Raw genomic sequence first — 26,210 nt, 5'->3', positions numbered from 1 at the left:
TTGTTCCTCCTATGATTGTTACAATGAAGTTCATTTATAGGTTTTCCTAAATTTTATAACCATGTGTATTGTAAGTTATCTTTTCCATGTTGTCTAATTATACTAACAGGATTAAGCAATTTAATCATAAGGCTTTGTTAAAATTAGTTGTGTTTTTCTGTTTCAGGCACATTGCTTTCCATTTTAGTTACACCTAATCCACCATGACGCTTTATGTCTACGGTTCTTTCCTGTTTCGTTTTTCCTGCAGGAGTCGGTGTGACTTCCACTCCAATCAACAGTAGTTGGAAATCAAGACTAACCTTTAACACGGGCAAAATCAAAAACAACCAACAATCAAAGTATGACTGAAGGTTGTTTCGAAAATGGCTGTGTTTCTATGATTCTAAATTTTTTCGTTTTTCCTTTTCTTCACGATAAAATTCATGAAACATCTTCATTAAAGCTCTTTTTTCAATTCTAGATACGTAGCTTCTAGATATACCAAGTTCTTTGGCGATTTCACGTTGTGTTTTTTCCTTTTTTAGATCGAGTCCAAATCTCCCAATAATGACTTCTTTTTCACGCTCATCTAAAACATCAATATATTCTTTTACTTTTTCAAGCTCCATATTTAATTGAATGGTATCAAATACATCTTCTGATTCGGATTTTAACACATCGATTAGTGAAATTTCATTCCCTTCCTTATCTTGACCAATGGGGTCATGGAGGGAAACATCTTTCTTCGTTTTTTTCAAGGCTCTTAAGTGCATAAGAATTTCATTTTCAATACATCTTGCTGCATAGGTTGCCAGTTTTGTCCCTTTTCCATCGGAATAACTTTCAATTGCTTTAATTAATCCAATTGTCCCTATTGAAATTAAGTCTTCCGCATCCTCACCGGTATTTTCGAATTTTTTTACGATATGTGCGACAAGTCGTAAATTATGTTCAATTAACATATTCCGAGCGTGAGAATTACCCTCTGCCATCAATTGTAAATATTTACGTTCATCGGAAGCAGATAGTGGTTGGGGAAAGGCGTTGTTCTTAACATAAGAAACAAGAAAAACAATTTCTTTGACCAAAAAGCCCAGTGCAGTAATAATTCCAGACATGACGCCACCTCCGCTAGTCATTTTACTAACTAAAAGATGTTTAACTAATGTCTATGAATGAAGAGAGCAAATTTTGTCTGTCCAAATTGAAATTATTTTGATAAAGTGAAAACTCTCACCTGTGAGGAGTTATTTTATTCCTACTGATGGTTAGGTTTTATGCTGGTCACACTTATGTTGATAGAGCTATCTTTTGTTTGTGTTCATTTTTAGGGCCTTCAAGGCAGTTGATCCCCATCTGGCTTCATCTGTATAAAAATTAGAATTATGTGGGGCGGTAATCATAAAGCATGTTAACGGTAGCTAAAAAATCAAGCCATTCTCTGTAAATGGCTTGATTTCATAGTGCTATTTAAACTTTTTTCAACCGGAAAGTACTGATCATAAGAAAAGAAAGAATGATATTGAGAAAAAGGAAAATGGGTGGAGGTAACAATGGAATGGCTAAAAAACTAAGTGTCATGATGCAGCCAGCAGCGGTAATTGGCAGACCAGTGAAGTAGCCTTTTGTATTTGAAATATTAAAACGCGCCAATCGAAAAGCTCCACAAGCAATGTAAAAAACGGTAAAAAATGCACCAGGGGCTCCAAATTCAGATAAAATTCCCTGATAAATTAGAAGCGCAGGGGCGACTCCAAATGATATAATATCACTCATGGAATCTAATTGCTCACCAAGTTCTGATTCAATATTTAATTTTCTTGCTGTCATGCCATCAAAACGGTCTAAAAGGGCCGCGATAAAGATTAACAATAAACTTAAATTTAAATCCCCATTGATACTGTTAATGATCGCAAAACCGCCTAAAGTTAAATTCGCAAGTGTTAATGCATTCGCACATTGGGCTTTTATTTTTTTGATGGTAGTATCTAAAACACCTGACAAAAACATCTCCTCACTCCTTGTGGAAAGGGAATAACTCCTTAAGTATACTATATAATAATATATAATTTTAAAGTTTTTATGCCTGATAGTAAAGGGACAAATGGGCTTTTTTTGGGGGGAAAACAATGGTTCAAACAATATATAGACTCTTAATTAACGTATTAAATAGGAAGAGTATATCACGTATTCTCGCAGGATTTGCCAGATCAAAAATGAGCAAGGGTTTGATTCCTCTCTATTCTAAAATCTATCAAATTAATATAGATGAAATGGAAAAATCAATGAAGGAATATCAAACCATTCATGAATTTTTTACTAGGAGATTAAAAAAAGAAGCCCGTTCCATTGATCAAAAACCATTCTCTGTCGTGAGTCCTGTTGACGCCATTCTTCAAGAATATGGGAAGGTTCAGTCTAACCATTGTGTAATTGTGAAAGGTAAAAACTATTCGATTTCGGAAATGCTTGGGGGAGATGAAAAAGTCGAAAAATATGTAGATGGCACTTATATGATTTTTTATTTGAGTCCAAGTCATTATCATCGTATTCATAGCCCAGTTTCAGGAGAAATCTCTAATCAATGGACGATTGGGACAAAATCATACCCTGTTAATTCCTTTGGTTTAAAATATGGAAAAAGACCGCTTGCGAAAAATTATCGGATGATTACAGAGGTGGAGCACGAAGAGGGAACCGTCGCAATTGTTAAGGTAGGGGCTATGTATATTAATTCAATTGAAACATTAACAAATGCAAACAAGTTAAATAAAGGCAGTGAAATGGCTTATTTTTCCTTTGGATCTTCAGTTGTCTTGCTTTTCCAAGCAGGGACTTTTATCCAAGAATCTACTTTAACAGTTCCGAGACAAATTAAAGTCGGTGAGTGTATCGGTTATACTCATTCAGGCTTAAAAGAAATGACCTATTGAGACAAAAAAGAAACCCCCTCTTGTGAGGGGATGGTTATTATTTATGAAGATGCTTTGATTTTATGGGTGAGAGATCTTCGGTGAATTTCTGCTTCGATTAAACGAATAAAATCAGGGCTAAGATTTAATTTAATTGCTTTATGATAGGACTCAATGAGTAGTTCATCAGATAGTTTGTACACGTCAGAATTCACCTCCGTCAGAATATGTCGCTATGGTTTGTCCTTTTTTTATTAAAGGAGTTCTATATCCTTTTTTATCTGCATATGTTAATAGGTTTGTTGTTGATTAACTTGTAACTTAACTTTAACAGAATTTAACGCTTAGAACAATCGTTCTCTTATCCACAGAGATCGGTGGATAACTTGTTACTAAGTTGTTTATAAATAAAATAAAGGTAATAGATTAGCTGTTAGTTTTGTGTATAAAGTTATCCACAGAAAAAATATTGCAGAAAGTTGTCGAACGGTTTTTGCGGAAAATAGGACAAAGGTTGTTTCGAAATGATAGAAAAAAGGCATAAGGATAAGGACTGTCATCATTATTCATGTTATAATTTTTTGAACTAATGGCTTAAATTGGGTATGATGATAAAAAGTGGAAAAGATCAAAATTTGTCGGGTTACGAGAAAGAGTTTTTTATTAAAAAATTAAGGTAATTTTTGAAGTTAGATTGATGTCTAGCTCCAGCGCCTAACTCCAAGTGGATTTCCCGTTTCTTCCGCAACGATTGCGTCAACAACGATCGTACTAACGTACTCATCGTGTTTCGTTTATCTCAGTGGGAGGGGAACATCGACTAGAAACCGCCACGACCTGTGGCGAACGTCGATGTCAGCACATCCTGTGCTAGTCAGTCCATACGGAGTTGGACGAGGCGCTTACGCTTTTCGAATGGGGTGCACAGTTTGTTAAAGAATTTTCTACCAGATCAACATGTTAAAAGTATTTTAGATATAAAACCAGAGGATTTAAAAGAAAAGGGAATTAAAGGGATTATTACAGACCTTGATAATACATTAGTTGAATGGGATCGTCCCGAAGCAACGCCGAATGTTATTAAGTGGTTTGAAAAGATGCAACAAAATCAAATACAAGTGACCATAGTATCAAATAATAATGAGGCAAGGGTCAAAGCATTTTCAGATCCAGTAGAGATCCCTTTTATCTTTAGAGCAAGAAAACCATTGTCACATGCTTTTATTCAGGCGGCTGCCAGAATGAACTTAAAAAAAGAAGAAACCGTTGTTATCGGGGATCAACTTTTAACCGATATTTTAGGTGGAAATCGCAGTGGTTTTCATACGATTTTAGTGGTACCCGTTGCTCAAAACGATGGACTAGCTACTAAATTTAATCGTCTTGTTGAAAGACGAATTATGAATTGGTTTAGAAAAAAAGGCTTGTTACAATGGGAGGATAAATAAATTTGAGTGAACAGTATTCTTGTTTTGGGTGTGGAGTCCACATTCAAACCGAAAACCCAAACGACTTGGGCTATGCGCCTGTGTCTGCGCTACAAAAAGAGGAAATTATCTGTCAACGCTGCTTTCGACTAAAGCATTATAATGAAGTCCAAGATGTCAGTTTAACTGATGATGATTTCTTGCGGATATTAAATGGAATTGGGAAAAGTGATGCGTTAATTGTTAAGATTGTAGATATCTTTGACTTTAATGGCAGCTGGCTTCCTGGATTGCATCGTTTTACTGGCAATAATAAGGTTATCCTAATTGGAAATAAAGTAGATCTTTTACCGAAATCGGTTAAGCCAAATAAGCTCATAAATTGGATGAAACATGAAGCAAAACAGCTTGGTTTAAGACCGGTAGATGTGTTTTTAGTAAGTGCGGCAAAGGGTTCTTTCATGCAGGAAGTGACAGAAGCCATTGAGCATTATCGAAATGGGAAAGATGTCTATATTGTAGGTTGTACAAATGTCGGGAAATCAACTTTTGTTAATCGGATTTTAAAGGAAATAACGGGGGAAGGAGATGTGATTACAACCTCACATTTCCCTGGTACTACATTAGATACAATTGAAATTCCACTTTCAGATGGAAAAGCGCTAGTAGATACCCCTGGAATTATTAATCATCATCAAATGGCTCATTATGTCGATAAACGTGATTTGAAGGTCATCACACCGAAAAAAGAAATCAAACCAAAAGTTTATCAACTTAACGAAGAACAGACGCTGTTTTTTGGTGGATTAGCTAGATTTGATTATATAAAAGGTGGACGACGCTCATTTTCATGTTATTTTTCAAATGAGATTACTATTCATCGTACAAAATTAGATAAGGCAGATGACTTATATCAGAATCATGTTGGGGAATTGTTAACACCACCGAGAATGGAAGACGTTGAGTCCTTTCCAGAATTAGTTAGACATACATTCACCATTAAAGAAGGAAAAACCGATATCGTTTTTTCTGGGCTAGGTTGGATTACCGTTAACGAACCAGGTGCACAAGTAGCAGCATATGTACCAAAAGGTGTTTCAGTACTGATTAGAAAATCGTTAATTTAAAGATAGATGTAGAGAAACGAGATTGATGTGTAGCTCTAGCGCTTAACTTTTCAAGGTCATAAGGCTTTTCTTAGGTTTCTCGTCTGATGGTTATCGGAGGTGATCATGGCGCTGGCGCTATTTCGTTTGGGAGGGGAAGAATGATGAAGAAGTTATACGGAGTGATTGGAGATCCTGTTGCTCATTCAATGTCACCGGTCATGCATAATGACTTATTTGAATTATATTCTATTGATGCAACGTATGTGGCTTTTCATGTAAAGCCTGATGATTTGGAAGATGCCGTGAAAGGATTCAAAGCCATTGGGTTATCGGGCTTAAGTGTAACAGTTCCACATAAACAAAGCATTATGTCATTTTTGGATGAAATTGACCCCTTGGCCCAAGCGATTGGGGCTGTTAATACGGTCGTAAACGAAAATGGTCGATTGGTTGGATATAATACAGATGGAAGCGGCTATTTAGAAGGAATCAAAAAGGAAGTTCCTTCATTCGCTGATAAAGAAATACTGTTAATTGGTGCGGGCGGTGCCGCTAGAGGGATCTATTTTACCTTGGCTCAAGCAGGATTAAAAAATATTGATATTGCCAATAGAACCACTCCAAAGGCTGACTATTTAGTTGAAAACTGTCCATACCCAAGAAACTCTCAAGTCCTTAATCTAGAGGAAGCAGAGGAACAATTAGCTAAATATGATCTCATCGTTCAAACAACGTCGATCGGAATGCATCCAGATGTTGAATCCTCGCCTATTTCGGTAGAAAATTTAAGACCAACAGCGTTAGTTAGTGATATTATTTATAGCCCATTAGAAACGAAAATTATGCGTGAAGCAAAACGAAAAGGGGCACGTACCCAAAATGGCATCCCAATGTTTGCTTATCAAGGGGCGCTTCAATTTGAAAAATGGACTGGGATTTTCCCTGATATTGAGCGAATGCAGTCCGTTTGTCTTAAACAATTAGGAGGAAAGAAATGTTAACAGGAAAACAAAAACGTTTTTTACGTTCAAAAGCACATCATTTAAACCCTATCTTTCAAGTTGGTAAAGGCGGGGTTAATGAAAATATGGTGAAGCAGATTAATGATGCGTTAGAAGCCCGTGAACTACTCAAAGTTAGTGTTTTACAAAATTGTGAAGAAGATAAAGGTGATATAGCCGAAGAGTTATCTAAAGCTATAGGTGCCGAACTGGTTCAAATTATTGGGAATACGATTGTTTTGTATAAGGAATCCCAAGAAAATAAACAATTAATATTACCCTAAAGAATCGGTGGTTTACAGATTTATAAAAGTGTAAGTTTTAGAAGTTAGACTAATGTCTAGCTTCAGCGCCTAGCTCCTAGTGAACTTCCCGCTTCTTCCGCAATGATTGCGTCAACATCGATTCGCACGTTCGTGCTCATCGTGTTTCCTTTATCGCAGTGGGAGAAGAACATCGACTAAAAACCGCCACGTCCTGTGGCGAACGTCGATGTCTGCACATCCTGTGCAAGTCAGTTCATACGGAGCTGGTCAAGGCGCTTGCGCTTTTCTAATGAAAGAGGGCGATTTCACTGAAAAAAATTGGGATTTTAGGAGGGACTTTTAATCCTCCTCATTTAGGACATCTAGTGATTGCCAATGAAGTACAAATGGAATTAAAGTTGGATGAAATTTGGTTTATGCCTAATCAAGAGCCTCCTCATAAAGAGAATAAAAGTGGGGTAGGAGGAGCGCATCGGCTTGAGATGGTTCGTCGCGCCATTGCAAATCATCCGCTTTTTAAAACTCAGGCAATTGAATTGGAAAGAGTAGGGAAATCCTATACTTTTGATACGATTCAACTTTTGAAAGAAAGATACGATGATGAATTTTATTTTATTATCGGTGCGGATATGATTGAATACTTACCAAAATGGTACAATATTGATGAACTCGTAAACCTTATCACATTTGTAGGGGTAAATCGTTCCCAATATAGATGTGATACGGACTATCCGATTCTCTATGTAGATGTTCCAAACATAGATATATCTTCAGATATGATTAGAAAAAGAGTACAGGATGGGAAAAGTATTCGATACCTTGTGCCAGATCCAGTGAAAGAGTATATTGAGGAGAATCGGTTATATGAAACGTGATCAAGCATTAGCGATTGTAAAAGAGCAAATTACCCAGCACCGTTACCAGCATACCTTAGGGGTAATGGAGACGGCTATTATATTAGCAGAACGGTATGGGGCTGATGCGAAAAAAGCAGAACTTGCTGCGATCTTTCATGATTATGCAAAATTTCGTGATAAAGATGAAATGAAGGCAATCATTGAGGAGCAGGACATGGATCCTGAATTACTAAAATATAATAGTGAATTATGGCATGCTCCAGTTGGTGCTTATCTCGTAGAAAAAGAAGTGGGGATTAAGGACTCTGATATTATAGATGCCATCCGTTACCATACCTCGGGTAGACCCAATATGACTCTTTTAGAAAAGATTATTTATTTAGCTGATTATATTGAACCAGGTAGGCATTTTCCTGGTGTAGAGGAAGTTCGAGAAATGGCGAAGTCAAATCTAGACAGAGCTTTAATAAAATCAATTAGAAATTCGATTGAATTTCTAATGAAGAAAAATCAACGCATTTTTCCTCTTACTTTTCATACTTATAACGATTTAGTTAAAAAGGAGGCAGATTGAATGGATGTTCGTCAAATGTTAGAGGTGGCTGTAAAGGCTGCTGATGCTAAAAGGGCGGAAGATATTGTAGCTCTAAATATGAAAGGTATTTCACTAGTAGCAGACTATTTTGTGATTTGCCACGGCAACTCAGATAAACAAGTACAAGCGATTGCTCGTGAAATTAAAGAAAAGGTTGAGGAACAAAATATTTCACTTAGGCGCATGGAAGGTTTCGATGAAGCAAGATGGGTCCTAGTTGATATTGGTGATGTCGTTGTACATGTCTTTCATAAGGATGAACGAGGATATTATAATTTAGAACGATTATGGGGAGATGCTCCTCTTGAAAATATTCAGAGTGTGCTAAATCCATGACCTATGAAAATTTTGCCAGCCTCTATGATGAACTCATGCTTGATGTCCCATATGACCAATGGGTTGAGTTTGTCAGACGACAACAAGAAGCATTTGGCGTAAACGGAAGCCGATTTCTTGATTTGGCGTGTGGGACAGGAGAGGTATCTCTTCGCTTAGCGAAAGAGGGTTTTCAAGTTACAGGAGTGGACCTGTCAGCAGAAATGTTAACCGTTGCAAGGGACAAATCTGAAAAATATGGACATTCCTTGTTTTTAGTTCAACAAGATATGTCTGAGATTGAAAATCTTGGTGAATTTGACGTGGTTGGACTTTTTTGTGACTCCCTTAATTATTTACAAAGTGAAGCGGCCATTTACCAAACGTTTGAAAGAGTGCATCATCATTTAACTACAGGTGGACTATTTATATTTGATGTTCACTCCCTTTATAAAATAAATGAGCTGTTCCTCAATCAAACCTATGCCTACAATGGTGAGGAGATCAGTTATATTTGGCAATGCTTTGAAGGTGAAATTCCAAATAGTGTAGAACACGAGTTAACCTTTTTTAAACTAGATGAATATACTGGTCAATACAAACGTTTTGATGAACTTCATTTACAGCAAACTTTTTCAATTGATCGCTACAAAGAATGGCTTGAACAGATTGGTTTTGAGATTCTTTCGATTACGGCAGATTTTACAGACGGTCCTCCAGAAGAAAAATCTGAAAGAATCTTTTTTACCTCGCGCAAAAAAGAGTCATAAACATGAAAATCCCCTGTGAATTTAATATTCAATCACAGGGGATTTTTTTATTGGAAAAAAGAGGATTTAGTCGATTCTTATCGAATTACTTATTAATATAATGACTCCTCAAGCTAGCTAGATCATCTTCAAATTTCAAATGAGTCGCTTGGAATAAATGCTCAAACATATTTCCAATTTCTTTTTCTAATACTTTAATCCCTTCACCTGTAATTCCACCTTTTACACAAACTTTTTCCTGTAATGTAGGCAGTGTATAGTGACCTTGACGAAGTAACTCTCCTAAACCAATTAACATTTCACTTGCTAAAATGGTAGCAGTATCTTGGTCAATTTTAGTTTCTTGTACAGCTGCTTGGATAAAGCGTTGAGTTAGATAACTATAAAACGCCGGACCACAGCTTACAATGTCTGAAGCTACTCTTGTAATGTCTTCCTTTATTTCAAGCGGCCTAGAAATATGTTCCGTCATTTCATTTATCCTATTTTTCCAAGATGTTTTACAATTTTGTCCGAATGATAGTAAAGTGACTCCTGTAAGTGCTCGATTTGTGATACTTGGGATGACTCGTGCGACAGAGCACGGGAGAATTGATTCTAATTGCTCTACACTAATAGGGCTTGTAATCGTAATGACACATTTTTCTTTCGTTAAAAAGGGTAAAAGCTTTCTTGAAACATCAAAAACATCATGGGGTTTTACACAAATAAAGATCAAATCGGCTTTTTTTCCAATCTCCTCTATATTCTGACCGATACGAATTTCTGGATAATTTTGTTGAATGGCAACTGCTTTCGAAAGAGTCCTATTCGTTATGATCATGGAGGATGGGGAAACAGCCTTTCCATCCAGCAACGCTTCTATTAGAATTCTCCCCATATTTCCTGTACCAATAATCCCAACTTCCATTTATCCATCCCTCCTCTAACAAGGCTAAGTCTCCTAACATGGTATGAATACAAAATTTGAATTATGCTCAAAACCCAAAATTGAATAGAATGATATTGAGAAAGGAAAGAAATTTATGAAAAATATCGTAAAACAAAATTTAGTTCCGTTATTGCTTGGAATAGTGGTTTTAGGGGCTATCATCGCTTATTTTTTTATCGGAAAGAATGAAAATGATAACGCAAAACAAGTGTCAAATGAATGGTTTGAAGAGGAGACTATTGCTGAGACCGAAAAGGAAAAGTCCGATTTAATTGAAGTGGAAAGAATCGTGGTGGATGTTAAAGGGGCTATCCGTAACCCAGGTGTTTACGAATTTCAAACGGGGGATAGAGTAACAGATGTCATTGAAAACGCAGGGGGTCTACTAGAAAATGCAGATCGAGATCGCATTAATCAGGCGATGAGGTTAGAGGATGAAATGGTTTTGTATTTTCCTGTGATCGGAGAGGAATCGGTGGACCAGTCAGAAGCAACAATGGCGCAGGAAAAGGATGATGGAAAGGTAAATCTTAACAAAGCATCGCAAACTGAATTGTTAACGCTTACAGGTATTGGTCCATCCAAGGCTGATGCCATTATCCAATACCGCGAAGAAAATGGTTCCTTTGAGAAAATAGAGGATTTAATGGAAATAAGCGGGATTGGTGAGAAGACGTTCGAAAAACTCAAGGATCAAATTTCAATTCGATAATTTCATGAAAAGCAATTGTTTAATGGAGTGATTTTTTATAAGCTATAGTTGAGTTAAATTCAATAAGAATGAAAGGAAATTGGATGGATGAGAAAAAGCTGGGATCATTATTTTTTAGATATTGCAACAGAAGTAGGCACTCGTTCAACATGTCCAAGACTTCACGTAGGATGTGTTATTGTAAAGGACAAGCATATTGTATCAACAGGATATAACGGATCGATACATGGACATGATCATTGTGAAGATGTAGGTTGTTTAATCAATGATCAAGGGCGCTGTATTCGTACCCTTCACGCTGAATTAAACGCAGTTTTACATGCGGATAGAAGCCTTCTTAAGGGTGCAACGGCTTATGTAACACACGAACCATGTGAGAACTGCGCAAAAACTTTGGCACAGTCAGGTATAGCGAGAGTAGTTTTTCGTGATGCCTATCCAAATAAATGGAATGAGCATTTTTTACGAGATATTGAAGTGATTCATTTGCCAAAATAAAATCATTCATCAGGTCAGGTCGGTATATGGATCGTCCTTACCTGATGAAGTTTTAGGAGATAATGCTTCTATGAAAACAAAAGGTGTCGTTATAGCCATTTCAGCACTGATTGGAACGTTAGCAGCAATGGAGAACTCTTTCCTTTTTATCATGATTTATCTTTGTATCTTTCCTTTCTTTATTAAAATGAAAAAAATGAAGGGAAAAGAATTATGGGCAATCCTTTTGATATTTGCTTTGTTTTTTATTCGATCTGAGATTGAAATTCTTCAAAATCAAACGAAACTCTCTGGAAACGAAGAAAAATTTATATTGTTTTTCCAAGATATCGGTAAAATAAATGGTGATGTTTTAACAATGGAAGTGACAGACCAAAAGAGCTCTGAAACATTGCTAATGAAATATAAAATAAAATCTGAAAATGAGAAACAATTTCTGCAAAAAGCGCTGTTCCCAGGCTTGGTTTGTAAAGTAGAAGGAATTTTAGAAGAACCGGAAGTGTCCTCAAATCCCAATGCTTTTAATTATAAAGAATATTTAAGGCGAAACCAGATTCATTGGTTATTAACCCCTTTCGACTTCACTATAAAATCATGTCAAGATTCCCCTACCTTTATTACTTCTATTAAAAGGTTTCGTTCTGAAGGAATCCGCTACTTAGAGCGTCATTTTCCGAAAGATTCGGTTCCGCTTGCGGCGGCCCTATTGTTTGGAAGTGATGATTTAATTTCCCCTGAAACCATGGATGATTATCGTGAATTAGGAATTGTCCATTTATTGGCAATATCAGGTCTTCACATTGCCATTATTGTAGCAATATTTTATCAACTACTTTTAAGAATGGGGATGACGAAAGAAAAGTGTGTCATCGTTTTATTAATTTGTTTGCCCTTGTACGGAATGTTAACAGGTGCATCGCCTTCTGTTAACCGATCGATTATGATGACAATGATTTTATTAATCGCGAGAAGATGGGGCACTTCATTCCATATAAGCCCGTTGGATGGAATAAGTTTCACTTTTTTAATCTATGTTTTTATCTCACCCTATGCCATTTATAATGTTGGCTTTCAACTGTCCTTTCTTGTTACATTTTCACTTCTACTATCACTTCCATTTATTTTAGAAAAATGTGAACATCCCTTATTGGCTATGCTGACTACTTCTTTTATTTCAATGTTATCCTCTGCTCCAATTCTTCTTACCTTCTTTTATGAGTTTTCCGTAATATCCTTATTAGTCAACCTCATTTATGTACCTTTGTTTAATATTGTGATTCTACCACTTGTATTAATAAGTTATCTTTCCCATTTGTTATTAACAGCGGCAGTAGATCCGTTGCTTTATCTATTAAATAAAATGATTCAATGGACGAACGGATTAACAGAATTGATTTCTCAATTTCCCTATAGTGGGGTGTTATTAGGGAAACCAGATCCATTTATCCTGGTTTTGTATATAGGAGGATTTTTTTATTTTTTCGTTCTTTGGGAAAAGCTCAGGAAACCTTTATGGCAGAAAAGTTACTTATTATTGATTCCGGTATGTTTATTCATTAGCCAAGTTGTATTAACAACCTTTTCAAAAGAGGGAGAGGTGACGTTTATAGATGTTGGTCAAGGTGATAGTATTTTTATTAAACTTCCTTACGGGAAAGGAACGTATTTGATTGATACAGGGGGGAATCAAATCTTTGATAGGGAACCGTGGCAAGAGAAGCAACGTTCATATGAGGTTGGGAGAGATACGGTCGTTCCCTTTTTGAAAAGTAAAGGAGTAGCAAAACTCGATAAATTAATTATTACCCATGGAGATCTTGACCATGCAGGAGGTGCTACGGCGATCATGGAGGAGCTGAGGGTTAAAGAATTGGTCTTACCAGACAATAGGAAAAAAAGTGAGCTCGAAACGAAATTACTACAACAGGCCAAAGACAAAGAGATAAATGTACGATTTGTACATGCTGGAAATCAATGGAAAAGCGGAGAACACTCTTTTAAAATCCTATCCCCAAAAGAAGGAAATGATGAAAGTGGAAATAACAGTTCGATTGTTATTTATACAGAGCTGGGAGGCTTGAACTGGTTATTCACGGGAGATTTAGAAGAAGATGGGGAAACGAAATTATTAAACGAAAACCGTCATTTAGCAGTTGATGTACTAAAGGTGGGACATCATGGTAGTAAAACTTCAACTACAGACCTATTATTAGAAACTCTTTCTCCTAAAATTGGGATCATTTCGGTAGGAAGAGACAATCGATTTGGTCATCCAAATAAGGAAGTTTTAGGGAGATTAGAAAAAGGCCAAGTAAACATTTTAAGGACAGACGAATCTGGAGCTATTACCTATTCATTTGTAAAAAAGACAGGCACCTTTTGGGTTTACCGTCCATAAGATATTAAAAAATAAGAGAAGGCAAGAACAAAAAAAGAGGCCTTTTATAAGCCTCTAAATAACTAGGATCCAATAAATTGCACTATGGTTGCAATGACAAATAATGTTGCAAAAAATCCAAATGAAACAACGAAACCGACCCCAGCATCAATGGCATCATTGCGTTTACATTGTACATCTTTCTCGAATTCGTTCATGGAAGATACCCCCCTTTTTATCATGATTATAGTATAAGCTAATATTAAGAAAAAATCTACTATTCAGATAAAACAAAAACACTCTATTCACTAATAAAAACATTCCTAGCCTGTAAACTCTTGACATTCATACTCTGTTGTGATTCGGTCAAAATATAATTACCGTGATCCCGTCACCATTTTTGCTACCTAGGTCTTAAATGAGTGGCGTTCATATAGATTAGGAATTGGTACGATCAACAGTACCGATTCCTTTTAATATTTAAGGTCTTTAATGCAAAATGATACTTGTAAAATTGACTTTGCTTCTTTACGATAGAAAATAGACAGGACTCAAATGGAGTGAGAAGCAATGATTTTTGAATTATGGAAACAAATTAAAAGAAAAGAGATTAGCCCGATTTACTTATTATATGGAACAGAGAGTTTTCTTATAAATGAAACCAAGCAATTATTAGCAGATACAGCTTTAGATAAAGAGGATATGGAATTTAATCTATCGAATTTTGATTTAGCTGATACTCCTATCGAAGTGGCCTTGGAGGATGCAGAAACGCTACCGTTTATGGGAGAGAAAAAATTACTTTTTTTACATAACCCCCACTTCTTAACTGCAGAGAAAACAAAAGAAAAGGTTGAACATAATCTCTCTAGATTAGAGGCGTATTTGAAAGAACCTGCTCCTTATTCAATTGTAGTGTTTGTGGCCCCATACGAAAAACTAGATGAACGGAAAAAGATTACAAAAGAGTTAAAGAAAAAAGCAGCGATCTTTGAAGCGAAAAAACTGACAGAACCTGATTTAAAAAAATGGATCCATGCTCGAGCGGATTATAATGGAGTTACATTTGATCCCGATGCATTAGAATTATTGTTAGCTCTCGCAGGTACAAATCTATTTATGTTAACAAGTGAAATTGACAAAATGGCGCTATATGTAGGTCAAGGTCATGTGATTGATAGTAGAACTGTAGAAGATTTAGTGGCTCGATCTTTAGAGCAGAATATTTTTACACTGGTGGATAAAATTGTTAATCGTAGAATGGAGGATGCATTAAGAATTTATTATGATTTGCTAAAATTAAATGAAGAACCGATTAAAATTTTAGCGGTTATTACGAATCAAATCCGTCTTATTTATCAAGTAAAGGAATTGGCAAATCGAGGTTATGGGCAGAAACAAATTGCTAGTCATTTGAAAGTCCATCCGTTTCGAGTTAAATTAGCTGCAGGTCAAGCTCAAAAATTTAGGGATGAGGAACTCATCAATATTATTAAGCAACTTGCAGATGCTGACTATAAGATGAAAACGGGAGCCATGAATAAAGAGCTGTTAATTGAACTCATTCTATTAAAACTAAATCCAAATTAAAAGAGGCTGGATCCTATGGATCAGCCTCTTTGTCTTACGCGTTTAGAGTGTTTAATTTCTTCATCAAACGAGCTTTCTTTCTAGATGCTGCATTTTTATGAATAAGACCTTTTGCTGCAGCTTTATCTAATTTACGAGCAGCCTCAGCATAAGTGCTAGCTGCCGCAGTAGCATCGTTTAGGACAACTGCTGCTTCAACTTTTTTCACAGAAGTACGCATATCAGATTTAATCGTATTGTTTTGCGCATTTTTCTTTTCAGTCGTTTTTACACGTTTAATTGCAGATTTAATGTTTGGCATTAACGTTCACCTCCTAATATATAAGCATCGAGATTATATGAACTCGATTATACATCCATTACCATTTGTAAGAACAAAAGATATTTTATCAAACGGGAGTGAATATTGCAATACTCCGTTATGTTTTTTAAAGGAATAGATTTCACTTTGTCTACGGAATAGGGGGGGATCTTTTTTTAGTTTCTTAGTCTTGGTAGACCTAAACCTTGTAAATATTTGAATCATTTTCCTTTTTTCCGGAAAGGATAAATAGAAATAGTAGTTTTACTAATCATGGGGGGATTATGTTGAAAGAGGAACTTGATTTAAGTTTATATTCCGTACGAACTGACTTAGCCATTGAAGCGCGTGAGATGGTCCTTAACGAAAAGAGCCATCAATCTGTTGGAGAGCAGGAAGACCTTTCCAAAATTGAAGGGATCATTATCAAGGAAAAGGAAGTTGATGATGTGAAAATCTCCTTTGTCGAAGTGACAAAGGAGGGAGAAAAAGCAATTGGGAAAAAACAAGGTAAATACTTAACCCTTGAAGTGCTCGGAATTAGAGAAAGTGATACTGAATTGCAACATAAGGTAGAAGAAGTATTTGCTGCTGAATTTGCCCATTTCTTAAAACAAAATGGAATCAAAGAGGATGCATCTTGTTTAGTCGTGGGACTTGGGAATTGGAATGTGACACCTGATGCATTAGGACCACAAGTGTGTGAAAATCTGCTTGTGACGCGACATCTATTTGAATTACAGCCGGGAAACGTAGAAGAAGGTTTTCGTCCAGTAAGTGCACTATCTCCCGGTGTGATGGGGCTAACAGGTATTGAAACAAGTGATATTATCTTTGGGGTTGTAGAAAAGTCTAAACCTGATTTTGTCATTGCGATTGATGCTCTTGCTTCCCGTTCCATTGAAAGGGTTAATTCGACGATTCAAATTTCAGATACAGGGATTCATCCTGGTTCTGGTGTAGGAAATAAACGGAAGGAATTAAGTAAAGAAACATTGGGGATTCCAGTTTTCGCCATTGGGGTACCGACCGTAGTGGATGCTGTTTCTATCACAAGTGATACGATTGATTTTATTCTGAAGCATTTTGGCAAAGAACTAAGAGAAGGCAATCGTCCTTCCCGTGCATTAGCTCCTGCTGGCATGACTTTTGGAAAGAAAAAGAAGCTGACCGAAGAAGATTTACCAGATGAACACCATCGTCAAACCTTTTTGGGAATGGTTGGAACATTGGAAGAAGAAGAAAAACGTAAATTAATCTATGAGGTGTTAGCCCCTCTCGGGCATAATTTGATGGTAACACCAAAGGAAGTAGATGTGTTTATTGAAGATATGGCAAATCTGATCGCCAACGGTTTAAATGCCAGTCTCCATCATAGTATAGATCAAGATAATACTGGGTTTTATACAAGATAATATTTCTCTCATGCGTGTAAACAGATGGCTTACACGCATGGTTACATATCTATTTGTTACTAGTTTTCATTAATTGATGTAAAGATAGGTTCTATCTTCTCTATTAAAGTCATATAAATTAGTAGACTTTAAGCTCTAAAGAGGTGGAGAGATGAAATCTGTTAAATCACATCAATTAATGGTCACAGTCAAGGGTACACATTTATTAAAGGGGATTATTGTATTTGTTTGTTTTTTAATTTTAGTTTTTTCGATCAGTGGGGTATTAACGACCTTAGATCCGAAATATAGGCCTGCATCCAATTCAGTTAAATCTGCGGCAACCAATATTACAGGAGATATGCTCTATAATCTGATCGGTCAGGAAAATCATTATTTTCTAGAAGGATTACCAGAATCGACACCTAAACCTGCTCTATCCCAATATTTATTTAAATTATCAACTAACATCAACCTAGATGATCCTCGAAGTCTACTCGGAAGGGAACTGCCTGCCTTTTCATTATTTGATACGGAAATTATCGTTGCAGGTGAGGGGACGAATTATACGAATATGCCAATTGAGTCAGCTCCACCCCTAGAGATCTTACAAGCTGAAAAAGAAGCGGCGCTGCAGAATACGGATGACATTCAAGGAAATGGGGAGGGTGGAAATCCAGAAGCTCCGCCGAATACGACAGGGGATAAGGATGTTGTCTATGTGTATTTTTCTCATAACCGTGAATCCTTTCTTCCCTATTTAAAAGGTGTAACCAATCCAAATCATGCCTACCATTCACAAGTGAACGTGACCAATATTGGGGACAAGCTTAAGGAAGAATTAGAAACTCGAGGTATTGGTACAGTTGTTGATAAAACAGATATTGAAGCCAGATTAAAAGAAAAAGGACTATCATTTGCAAGATCCTATCAAGAATCAAGAGCAGTTGTAGAAGCCGCTGTAACGCAAAATCGAGATTTAACATACTTGATAGACATACATCGTGATTCAAGAAGAAAGAAAGATACAACGGTTGAGATGAATGGCAAGTCATACGCAAAGTTAGCGTTTGTTATTGGCGGAGAGCATGCCAATTATGAGAAAAATCTAGGCTTTGCGAATGAATTACAAAGAAGGTTGGATGAATCTCATAAGGGCTTGAGTCGAGGTGTTTTTACAAAGAAAGGTGCAGGCACGAATGGAAAGTTTAACCAAGACCTTTCTGAAAATGCCATTCTCGTAGAATTTGGTGGAGTAGATAATACGTTCGAAGAATTGTACAACTCAGCAGAAGTGTTAGCAGAAGTGATTAGTGAATATTATTGGCAGGCTGAGCGTGTAGATCAACCATCTGAAAATCCTGCAAATGAAAGTTAGAAAGAGAGTGACGAGCTATGAAAATGTTTATGTTAAAATCCATGTTTCTTGCCATTCTTATGTTCGTTTCTGTATTATTCGGAATGCAGCAGGCGAATGAAGGAATTGTGAAAATGAAGGGTTATGGACATGAACAGTTCCAAGGTGTTTTTATGATCAATAATTCAAGTGAAGGTGAATTAGAGGCATCGATACTTGGAAATGATTTATCAAGCCATGATATCGAAAAGAAAAAAGCAGAACTGGAAGAAATGAAGGCTTTTAACTTTTTTTCTTCAATTGGTAAGGCGATTGCCCAATTTATTTCAAGCATGACAGACTTGATCATCCAATTCATAGCTGGATTACTCACTAAATAATTGTTAGTGAAGAATCACAACCAAGTAAGAGAAAAAATGGCTAACCTGCTTGAACAAGCCGCTTATTCGTTTGAATAGCAAACGCGGTGAAAGTAGGTTTATCCATTTTTTCATCGAAACATATAAAGTGTGTGACGATATGAGGTTGATCTAGCCTCTTGCGCTTTCCTAAATCCTACTGATATAATCAAAAAATAGTGTATCTGTGGATGACTAGTAGGAGTGGACAAACATATGAATAGAGAAGACAGACTAAACAGGCAAGAAAAGATTCGTAATTTTTCCATCATCGCACATATTGATCATGGAAAATCAACGTTAGCTGATCGGATTTTAGAGCAAACCAATTCTTTAACAAAAAGAGAAATGAAAAGTCAGTTACTTGATTCCATGGATTTAGAGCGAGAAAGAGGAATCACGATTAAATTAAATGCGGTCCAATTGAAATATCAAGCAAAAGATGGGGAAATTTATACGTTTCATTTAATTGACACTCCCGGGCATGTCGATTTCACGTATGAGGTTTCCCGAAGCCTTGCTGCATGTGAGGGTGCAATCTTAGTTGTGGATGCTGCACAAGGGATTGAAGCTCAAACTCTTGCAAATGTGTATTTGGCGCTTGATAATGACTTAGAGATCCTTCCAGTAATCAATAAAATTGACTTACCAAGTGCAGATCCGGAACGAGTCAGACAGGAAGTCGAAGATATTATTGGGCTTGATGCGTCAGAAGCCGTTCTTGCATCAGCCAAAGCAGGAATTGGAATTGAAGATATTTTAGAGCAAATTGTTGAAAAAGTCCCAGCTCCAACAGGGGATCCTGATGCTCCGTTACAGGCATTGATTTTTGATTCGTATTACGATGCCTACCGTGGGGTTGTCGTTTCCATTCGAGTGATGGAAGGAACGGTTAAGGCTGGCGATCGGATCCGAATGATGGCAACAGGTAAGGAATTCGAAGTAACTGAAGTTGGAGTTACAAATCCAAAGCCTGTGCCAGTTGATGAATTAACAGTCGGCGATGTTGGATTTTTATCGGCATCCATTAAACATGTTGGAGACACACGGGTTGGGGATACGATTACAAACGCAAAAAATGGGGCGACAGAGCCTCTACCTGGTTATCGTAAATTAAACCCAATGGTATTTTGCGGGTTATATCCGATTGATACGGCCAAATATAATGATCTCCGTGAGGCATTAGAAAAACTTGAGTTGAATGATTCCTCTTTACAATTTGAACCAGAAACTTCACAAGCACTTGGCTTTGGTTTTAGATGTGGATTTTTAGGGCTTCTCCACATGGAAATTATACAAGAAAGAATTGAACGTGAATTCAATATTGATTTAATTACTACAGCCCCTAGTGTTATTTATGAGGTAAAACTGACAGATGGGACGACTGTAAGAGTTGATAATCCAGCAGATATGCCTGAACCTCAAAAAATTGATACAGTTGAAGAACCATATGTAAAGGCAACAATGATGGCACCAAATGATTATGTTGGAGCGATTATGGAAATTTGTCAAAATAAACGTGGGAATTTCATCAACATGGAATACTTAGATGAAACACGCGTTAGTATTATTTATGAAATGCCGCTCTCTGAAATTGTCTATGATTTCTTTGATCAACTAAAATCAAGTACAAAGGGTTATGCATCCTTCGACTACGAATTAATTGGATATAAACCATCTAAGCTTGTTAAAATGGATATTCTTTTAAATGCTGAAAAAGTGGATGCATTGAGTTTTATTGTTCATAAAGATTTTGCTTATGATCGTGGCAAAGTAATTGTAGATAAACTAAAAGAGATCATTCCAAGACAGCAATTTGAAGTTCCAGTTCAAGCTGCGATTGGACAAAAAATTGTTGCTCGTTCTACAATTAAGGCGATCCGTAAAAACGTATTAGCAAAATGTTATGGTGGAGATATTTCTCGTAAGCGGAAGCTGTTAGAAAAGCAAAAAGAAGGCAAAAAACGGATGAAACAAGTGGGTTCTGTAGAAATTCCACAAGAAGCATTCATGGCTGTACTGAAGATGGACGACAACAATCAGTCGAAAAAATAAATGATTGGTAAAAGAGGTTAGCTGCGCTTTTGTGGCAGGATAACCTCTTTTTGTTAGTTTAGAAAGGTTTATTGCGTTAGATAAATGTCAAGCGCAAGCAGCCATCCCCCTCTTTTGTCACAAGCGTGTCAAGTGTCGGTTCCTTGGGAGTCGCCTATACTTGTCTTGTGCAGACTTAAGGGTAAGCAGGCGCTTGCGCTTTTCTAATATAGAAAGAGGAGTATTCAAATGATCCAGGCTGCATATATCCATATCCCATTTTGTGAACACATCTGTCATTATTGTGACTTTAATAAAGTGTATTTAAAGGGTCAGCCCGTTGATGCGTATCTAGAAGCGCTGGGGACCGAAATGAAACAAATCGTTGAGAAAACACCAACAAGTTCATTGAACTCAATTTTTGTTGGCGGGGGTACACCAACCTCATTGAACGAAAGACAGTTAGAAAGACTTTGTGCGATCATTCGAGAATATTTACCTTTTTTTCCTGATATAGAATATACATTTGAAGCAAATCCCGGGGATTTATCTCAGGAGAAGCTTAAAGTGTTATTTGATGGAGGAGTAAATCGGTTAAGTTTTGGTGTTCAAACATTTGATGAGGAATTACTAAAGAAAATTGGTAGAACCCATAATCCGGATGATGTTTATGAGTCAATTGCGAAAGCGAAAAAGGTAGGTTTTCAAAATATCAATATTGATTTGATGTATAGTCTTCCTAATCAATCTATTGACCAATTGAAGCAGACTTTACAACGTTCCTTTGCCTTGGAGGTCACACATTTTTCAGCCTATTCGCTTATAATTGAACCAAAAACAATTTTTTATCAATTAATGAATAAGGGAAAACTGCAAATACCAAATGAAGATGAAGAAGCTGAGATGTATCATTTATTAATGAATGAAATGGAGAAGCATGGCTACCACCAATATGAAATCAGTAATTTTGCAAAATCTGGATATGAAAGTCTCCATAATTTGACATATTGGAATAATGATGAATATTATGGATTTGGTGCAGGAGCTCATTGTTATGTCAATGGGGTGCGCAGTTCAAATTATGGACCCATAAAAAAATATATAAACCCATTAGAGAGCGGTGAACTTCCGATTATGGATGCACATGTATTATCTGAAAAGGAAAAGTGGGAAGAAGAAATGTTCCTTGGGCTGCGAAAAGTTAAAGGGGTATCCATCGAGAGGTTTATAACTAAATTTGGAAAAAGCCCGCTAGACATTTTTCAACAAAAACTAAAGGAACTTAAAGAAAAGGGATTACTCACAATAGAAAATGGGTACATATTTCTAACCCGACATGGTCGGTTTCTTGGAAATGAGGCATTCGAGGCCTTTCTACTTGATGAATGAGGAACCTTAGCGATAGGTTCAGTATTTATTATTGACATCTCCCTATCATATTTGATATTTTAGTATTAGATTTAGCACTCACAATCAATGAGTGCTAACAGAGGTGATGAGCATGTTAACGGATCGTCAATTACTGATTTTACAGGTGATCGTTGATGATTTTATTCAATTTGCCCAGCCCGTTGGCTCTAGAAGTTTAGCCAAAAAGGATGAGATATCTTTGAGTTCCGCTACAATCCGAAATGAAATGGCGGATTTGGAGGAGCTTGGATTTATTGAAAAAACACACACATCATCTGGTAGGATTCCATCGGAGAAAGGATATCGATATTATGTCGATCATTTACTTTCACCACAGAAGTTAGGTAAAAAAGACATTTATACCATTAAATCCATATTCGCAGAACGAATCTACGAAATGGAAAAAATCGTTCAGAAGTCAGCTAAAATTTTGTCGGAACTTACCAATTATACGGCCATTGTCCTTGGTCCAGATGTAAAAGAAAATAAATTAAAAAGGATTCAAATTGTTCCGCTCAATAAAGAAACAGCAGTAGCGATTATCATTACAGATACTGGACATGTAGAAAATAAGTTATTTTCTTTACCAGAATCTACGGAAGCAAGTGATATTGAAAAGCTTGTTAATATCTTAAATGATCGATTAACAGGAGTTCCTCTTGATCACTTGAATAATAAACTCTTAAAAGAAGTGGTTGTCCTTTTGAGAGAACATATACAGAATTATGATTTCCTCCTCTATTCCATTGCGGATACGTTAAAAATTTCGCATTCAGAGAAGTTATTCTTTGGGGGAAAGACGAATATGTTAAGTCAACCTGAGTTTCATGATATTGATAAGGTCCGAGGTCTTCTCAACTTAATTGAACAGGAAAATGACTTTTATGACATTATCCGCAATAATCCAATAGGACTCCATGTGAGAATTGGTCGCGAAAACGATATTTCGGAGATGGAGGATTGTAGTTTTATTACGGCAACTTATTCAGTTGGTGATGAACAATTAGGTTCGATCGCAGTTCTGGGTCCGACTCGTATGGAATATTCCCGTGTAATTAGTCTTATGAAGTTTTTATCGAAGGATTTATCAACGGTATTAACAAATCTGTATGGAATAAAATAGACGTGGAAATATTGATAAGGGTGGGATTAGCCTTTCCACCCCTTTCAATGTGTATATTTTAGAAGACTTTTCTGATCCATCATAATAGGATATACAGTAAAGGTTACTGTTGATTGGAGAGAAGAAGTGATCAGGAAGACCACCTTATAACATGAAGGTGACCTAACTGTTTCTGAGTGGATAGCGAAGTGTTTAGAACGAAAATCACCAATCGAGTGTACATAAATTCATTTTAAGGAGGTGACGTTGGTGACTGAAAAAGAGATGAACATAGAAGAAGCAGCCGTAGAAGCCCAGCAAGTGGAGGATGAGGCGGTTGCACAAACAGCAAATGAAGCAGAGGTCCCAAATCTAGAGGAAAATGAATTGGAACTGATAAAGAAAGAAAACGAAGAATTAAAGGCGAAGCTTGAAGAAGCTGAAAATAGAATGCTTCGTTTACAAGCTGACTTTGAAAATTCCCGTCGCCGTGCAAGATTAGACTTGGAAGCGGCTGAAAAATATAGAGCTCAAAGCCTGATTTCTGGTTTATTGCCGGCAATTGACAATTTTGAAAGAGCATTACAGCTTGATGCCGACAACGAGCAAGCGAAATCGTTGCTTCAAGGAATGGAAATGGTTTATCGTGGCATTCTGGATGCTTTAAAAGCAGAAGGTGCAGAGCAAATCGAGGCTGTTGGAAAAGAGTTTGATCCACACATGCATCAGGCAGTTATGCAAGTTCAAGAGGAAAACTATGATTCTAACGTTGTTGTAGAAGAATTCCAAAAAGGATATATCCTAAAGGACAGAGTGATTCGTCCATCAATGGTAAAAGTAAATCAATAGTATTTACATAAAGATTTTGGAGGGAAGAATATGAGTAAAATAATTGGTATTGACTTAGGGACTACTAACTCCTGCGTTGCAGTATTAGAAGGAGGAGAACCAAAGGTAATCCCAAATCCAGAAGGTAACCGCACAACTCCATCTGTTGTTGCCTTTAAAAATGGGGAACGTCAAGTTGGGGAAGTGGCTAAACGTCAAGCTGTAACAAACCCTAATACGATCATGTCAATCAAAAGACATATGGGAACAAGCTATAAAGTTGAGGTTGAGGGAAAAGAGTATAGTCCTCAAGAAGTTTCAGCTATTATTCTGCAAAATTTAAAAGCTACAGCAGAGGCTTATCTTGGTGAAGAAGTAACAAAGGCTGTCGTTACAGTCCCAGCTTATTTCAACGATGCAGAACGCCAAGCAACAAAAGATGCTGGTAAAATTGCTGGTCTTGAAGTAGAACGTATTATCAATGAGCCGACAGCAGCAGCGCTTGCTTATGGTCTTGATAAAACGGATGAAGATCAAACGATTCTAGTTTATGACCTTGGTGGCGGTACTTTTGACGTTTCGATTCTTGAACTAGGCGATGGTGTATTTGAAGTAAAGGCTACTGCAGGGGATAATAAGCTTGGTGGAGACGATTTTGACCAAGTCATTATTGATTATTTAGTAGATGAGTTCCGTAAAGAAAACGGAATTGACCTTTCAAAAGATAAAATGGCTGTTCAACGTTTAAAAGACGCAGCTGAAAAAGCGAAAAAAGACCTTTCAGGGGTAACAAGCACACAAATTTCTTTACCGTTTATCACAGCAGGTGAAGCAGGTCCATTGCACTTAGAAGTAACATTATCCCGTGCAAAATTTGATGAGCTTTCTGCACATCTTGTAGAACGTACAATGGGACCAACTCGTCAAGCATTAAGTGATGCTGGTTTATCTGCGTCTGAACTTGATAAAGTTATTCTTGTTGGAGGATCGACTCGTATTCCTGCCGTTCAAGAAGCAATCAAAAAAGCAACTGGCAAAGAACCTCATAAAGGAGTAAACCCAGACGAAGTTGTTGCAATGGGTGCAGCAATCCAAGGTGGAGTACTCACTGGTGACGTTAAAGACGTCGTATTACTAGACGTAACACCACTTTCACTTGGTATTGAAACAATGGGTGGCGTATTTACGAAGTTAATTGACCGTAATACGACAATCCCAACTTCAAAATCTCAAGTATTCTCTACAGCTGCTGACAATCAAACAGCTGTTGATATTCACGTATTACAAGGTGAACGTCAAATGGCAGCAGACAATAAAACACTTGGCCGTTTCCAATTAACGGATATTCCACCAGCACCAAGAGGAATTCCTCAGATTGAAGTTTCATTCGATATTGATAAAAACGGTATTGTGAATGTTCGTGCAAAAGACCTTGGTACGAATAAAGAACAGACAATTACAATTAAATCTTCTACAGGTCTTTCAGATGAAGAGATCGAAAGAATGGTTAAAGAAGCGGAAATGAATGCTGAAGCGGATAAACAGCGTAAGGAAGAAGCAGAACTTCGCAATGAAGCTGACCAATTAGTCTTTACTGTTGATAAAACGTTAAAAGATTTAGAAGGAAAAGTGGACGAAGCTGAAGTAACAAAAGCGACTGAAGCAAAAGAAGCATTAAAAGCGGCAATCGAGAAAAACGATTTAGAAGAAATTCGTGCGAAAAAAGATGCTCTTCAAGAAATCGTTCAAAATTTATCTGTTAAGCTATATGAAGAAGCTTCGAAACAAGCACAAGCAGCTCAAGGTGCTGAAGGAGCAGGGGAAAGCAAAGCTAATGACGAAAACGTTGTAGATGCTGAATATGAAGAAGTAAAAGATGACAACAAATAATTAGAAGTTAGAATACAAACTTTTTCTTTTGAAAATAGAAAAGTCAAAGTCAGGTAAACCTTGGCTTTGACTTTTATTTTTTTACCCTGTACAGAGAAAAGATTGCAAGTGGTTATAGGGAAATGTTACAATAAATTTTATGTGAAAAGATTCG

The 26,210-nt window shown here is 36.8% G+C and carries 28 protein-coding genes; 21 read left to right on the top strand and 7 right to left on the bottom strand.

Annotated features, from left to right (window positions below; genetic code table 11):
* Positions 1-143 precede the first annotated feature (143 nt).
* From Q5760_RS19130 to pssA, 3 genes are all read right to left on the bottom strand, one after another.
* The gene (locus Q5760_RS19130; protein WP_428909203.1) at positions 144-311 is read right to left on the bottom strand and encodes a hypothetical protein; all 168 of its coding nucleotides are present in this window, start codon (positions 309-311) and stop codon (positions 144-146) included.
* A gap of 66 nt (positions 312-377) precedes the next feature.
* Positions 378-1,100 carry an RNA polymerase sporulation sigma factor SigK gene (gene sigK, locus Q5760_RS19125; RefSeq protein WP_428909202.1) on the bottom strand — a complete coding sequence of 241 codons (723 nt, stop codon included), beginning with the start codon at positions 1,098-1,100 and terminating at the stop codon, positions 378-380.
* 352 nt (positions 1,101-1,452) lie between these two features.
* Positions 1,453-1,992 carry a CDP-diacylglycerol--serine O-phosphatidyltransferase gene (gene pssA, locus Q5760_RS19120; RefSeq protein WP_428909201.1) on the bottom strand — a complete coding sequence of 180 codons (540 nt, stop codon included), beginning with the start codon at positions 1,990-1,992 and terminating at the stop codon, positions 1,453-1,455.
* A gap of 119 nt (positions 1,993-2,111) precedes the next feature.
* Between pssA and Q5760_RS19115 the strand changes: the two genes are divergently transcribed.
* Complete coding sequence (locus tag Q5760_RS19115) at positions 2,112-2,915, top strand: phosphatidylserine decarboxylase (RefSeq protein WP_428909200.1); 804 nt, start codon at positions 2,112-2,114, stop codon at positions 2,913-2,915.
* Positions 2,916-2,956: 41 nt separating this feature from the next.
* Here the strand turns inward: Q5760_RS19115 and Q5760_RS19110 are convergent, their stop codons facing one another.
* Positions 2,957-3,097, bottom strand: coding sequence for a sporulation histidine kinase inhibitor Sda (locus Q5760_RS19110; protein ID WP_428909199.1), 141 nt, complete (start codon positions 3,095-3,097; stop codon positions 2,957-2,959).
* Between the two features lie 726 nt (positions 3,098-3,823).
* Between Q5760_RS19110 and Q5760_RS19105 the strand changes: the two genes are divergently transcribed.
* The 8 genes from Q5760_RS19105 to Q5760_RS19070 all read left to right on the top strand — a co-directional run bounded on the left by Q5760_RS19105 (position 3,824) and on the right by Q5760_RS19070 (position 9,234).
* On the top strand, positions 3,824-4,342 hold the full coding sequence (locus Q5760_RS19105) for a YqeG family HAD IIIA-type phosphatase (protein ID WP_428909198.1): 519 nt from the start codon (positions 3,824-3,826) through the stop codon (positions 4,340-4,342).
* Positions 4,343-4,344: 2 nt separating this feature from the next.
* On the top strand, positions 4,345-5,448 hold the full coding sequence (yqeH, locus tag Q5760_RS19100; RefSeq protein WP_428909197.1) for a ribosome biogenesis GTPase YqeH: 1,104 nt from the start codon (positions 4,345-4,347) through the stop codon (positions 5,446-5,448).
* Positions 5,449-5,591: 143 nt separating this feature from the next.
* The gene (gene aroE / locus Q5760_RS19095) at positions 5,592-6,431 is read left to right on the top strand and encodes a shikimate dehydrogenase (protein WP_428912635.1); all 840 of its coding nucleotides are present in this window, start codon (positions 5,592-5,594) and stop codon (positions 6,429-6,431) included.
* Entirely contained in the window at positions 6,425-6,715 is a 291-nt protein-coding gene (gene yhbY / locus Q5760_RS19090; protein ID WP_428909196.1) for a ribosome assembly RNA-binding protein YhbY, read from the top strand. Before aroE ends, yhbY begins: the two co-directional genes overlap by 7 nt.
* 290 nt (positions 6,716-7,005) lie before the next feature.
* Positions 7,006-7,572, top strand: coding sequence for a nicotinate-nucleotide adenylyltransferase (locus Q5760_RS19085; protein WP_428912634.1), 567 nt, complete (start codon positions 7,006-7,008; stop codon positions 7,570-7,572).
* Positions 7,562-8,128, top strand: a complete 567-nt coding sequence (yqeK, locus tag Q5760_RS19080; protein WP_428909195.1) for a bis(5'-nucleosyl)-tetraphosphatase (symmetrical) YqeK — start codon at positions 7,562-7,564, stop codon at positions 8,126-8,128. Before Q5760_RS19085 ends, yqeK begins: the two co-directional genes overlap by 11 nt.
* Entirely contained in the window at positions 8,129-8,485 is a 357-nt protein-coding gene (rsfS, locus tag Q5760_RS19075; RefSeq protein WP_428909194.1) for a ribosome silencing factor, read from the top strand.
* The gene (locus tag Q5760_RS19070; RefSeq protein ID WP_428909193.1) at positions 8,482-9,234 is read left to right on the top strand and encodes a class I SAM-dependent DNA methyltransferase; all 753 of its coding nucleotides are present in this window, start codon (positions 8,482-8,484) and stop codon (positions 9,232-9,234) included. The genes rsfS and Q5760_RS19070 overlap by 4 nt, the downstream gene beginning before the upstream one ends.
* Positions 9,235-9,319: 85 nt before the next feature.
* Here Q5760_RS19070 and comER read toward each other — a convergent pair whose 3' ends face one another.
* Positions 9,320-10,144 (bottom strand): late competence protein ComER, encoded by an 825-nt coding sequence (gene comER, locus Q5760_RS19065; protein ID WP_428909192.1) that lies wholly within the window; start codon positions 10,142-10,144, stop codon positions 9,320-9,322.
* A 115-nt stretch (positions 10,145-10,259) separates the two neighbouring features.
* Between comER and Q5760_RS19060 the strand changes: the two genes are divergently transcribed.
* From Q5760_RS19060 to Q5760_RS19050, 3 genes are all read left to right on the top strand, one after another.
* Positions 10,260-10,877 carry a helix-hairpin-helix domain-containing protein gene (locus Q5760_RS19060; RefSeq protein ID WP_428909191.1) on the top strand — a complete coding sequence of 206 codons (618 nt, stop codon included), beginning with the start codon at positions 10,260-10,262 and terminating at the stop codon, positions 10,875-10,877.
* Positions 10,878-10,964: 87 nt separating this feature from the next.
* A complete protein-coding gene (locus Q5760_RS19055; protein WP_428909190.1) occupies positions 10,965-11,375 on the top strand; it encodes a deoxycytidylate deaminase in 411 nt (136 codons plus the stop codon).
* 70 nt (positions 11,376-11,445) lie between these two features.
* Positions 11,446-13,773: a DNA internalization-related competence protein ComEC/Rec2 gene (locus tag Q5760_RS19050; RefSeq protein WP_428909189.1), complete on the top strand. Its 2,328-nt coding sequence runs from the start codon at positions 11,446-11,448 to the stop codon at positions 13,771-13,773.
* Positions 13,774-13,835: 62 nt separating this feature from the next.
* On the opposite strand, the gene Q5760_RS19045 is transcribed toward Q5760_RS19050, so the two are convergent.
* The gene (locus Q5760_RS19045) at positions 13,836-13,970 is read right to left on the bottom strand and encodes a YqzM family protein (RefSeq protein ID WP_428909188.1); all 135 of its coding nucleotides are present in this window, start codon (positions 13,968-13,970) and stop codon (positions 13,836-13,838) included.
* Positions 13,971-14,322: 352 nt separating this feature from the next.
* Between Q5760_RS19045 and holA the strand changes: the two genes are divergently transcribed.
* Positions 14,323-15,342: a DNA polymerase III subunit delta gene (gene holA, locus Q5760_RS19040; RefSeq protein WP_428909187.1), complete on the top strand. Its 1,020-nt coding sequence runs from the start codon at positions 14,323-14,325 to the stop codon at positions 15,340-15,342.
* A 34-nt stretch (positions 15,343-15,376) separates the two neighbouring features.
* Here the strand turns inward: holA and rpsT are convergent, their stop codons facing one another.
* Entirely contained in the window at positions 15,377-15,643 is a 267-nt protein-coding gene (gene rpsT, locus Q5760_RS19035) for a 30S ribosomal protein S20 (RefSeq protein ID WP_428909186.1), read from the bottom strand.
* A 287-nt stretch (positions 15,644-15,930) separates the two neighbouring features.
* Here rpsT and gpr point away from each other — a divergent pair, with 287 nt between their 5' ends.
* From gpr to dnaK, 8 genes are all read left to right on the top strand, one after another.
* Complete coding sequence (gpr, locus tag Q5760_RS19030) at positions 15,931-17,058, top strand: GPR endopeptidase (RefSeq protein ID WP_428909185.1); 1,128 nt, start codon at positions 15,931-15,933, stop codon at positions 17,056-17,058.
* A 151-nt stretch (positions 17,059-17,209) separates the two neighbouring features.
* A complete protein-coding gene (gene spoIIP / locus Q5760_RS19025; protein ID WP_428909184.1) occupies positions 17,210-18,415 on the top strand; it encodes a stage II sporulation protein P in 1,206 nt (401 codons plus the stop codon).
* 29 nt (positions 18,416-18,444) lie between these two features.
* Positions 18,445-18,774, top strand: coding sequence for a DUF3679 domain-containing protein (locus tag Q5760_RS19020; protein WP_428909183.1), 330 nt, complete (start codon positions 18,445-18,447; stop codon positions 18,772-18,774).
* 234 nt (positions 18,775-19,008) lie between these two features.
* Positions 19,009-20,847 (top strand): translation elongation factor 4, encoded by a 1,839-nt coding sequence (gene lepA, locus Q5760_RS19015; RefSeq protein ID WP_428909182.1) that lies wholly within the window; start codon positions 19,009-19,011, stop codon positions 20,845-20,847.
* Positions 20,848-21,075: 228 nt separating this feature from the next.
* On the top strand, positions 21,076-22,215 hold the full coding sequence (gene hemW, locus Q5760_RS19010; RefSeq protein WP_428909181.1) for a radical SAM family heme chaperone HemW: 1,140 nt from the start codon (positions 21,076-21,078) through the stop codon (positions 22,213-22,215).
* Between the two features lie 112 nt (positions 22,216-22,327).
* Positions 22,328-23,359 (top strand): heat-inducible transcriptional repressor HrcA, encoded by a 1,032-nt coding sequence (gene hrcA, locus Q5760_RS19005; RefSeq protein WP_428909180.1) that lies wholly within the window; start codon positions 22,328-22,330, stop codon positions 23,357-23,359.
* A 264-nt stretch (positions 23,360-23,623) separates the two neighbouring features.
* Complete coding sequence (grpE, locus tag Q5760_RS19000; RefSeq protein ID WP_428912633.1) at positions 23,624-24,187, top strand: nucleotide exchange factor GrpE; 564 nt, start codon at positions 23,624-23,626, stop codon at positions 24,185-24,187.
* A 30-nt stretch (positions 24,188-24,217) separates the two neighbouring features.
* Complete coding sequence (dnaK, locus tag Q5760_RS18995; protein WP_428909179.1) at positions 24,218-26,056, top strand: molecular chaperone DnaK; 1,839 nt, start codon at positions 24,218-24,220, stop codon at positions 26,054-26,056.
* The last annotated feature ends 154 nt before the right edge of the window (positions 26,057-26,210 follow it).

Origin of the sequence: Niallia sp. Kr1, from assembly GCF_050389805.1 — a bacterium.
Taxonomy (GTDB): domain Bacteria; phylum Bacillota; class Bacilli; order Bacillales; family Cytobacillaceae; genus Bacillus_BD.
This window is presented reverse-complemented; position numbering and strand designations above follow the sequence as displayed.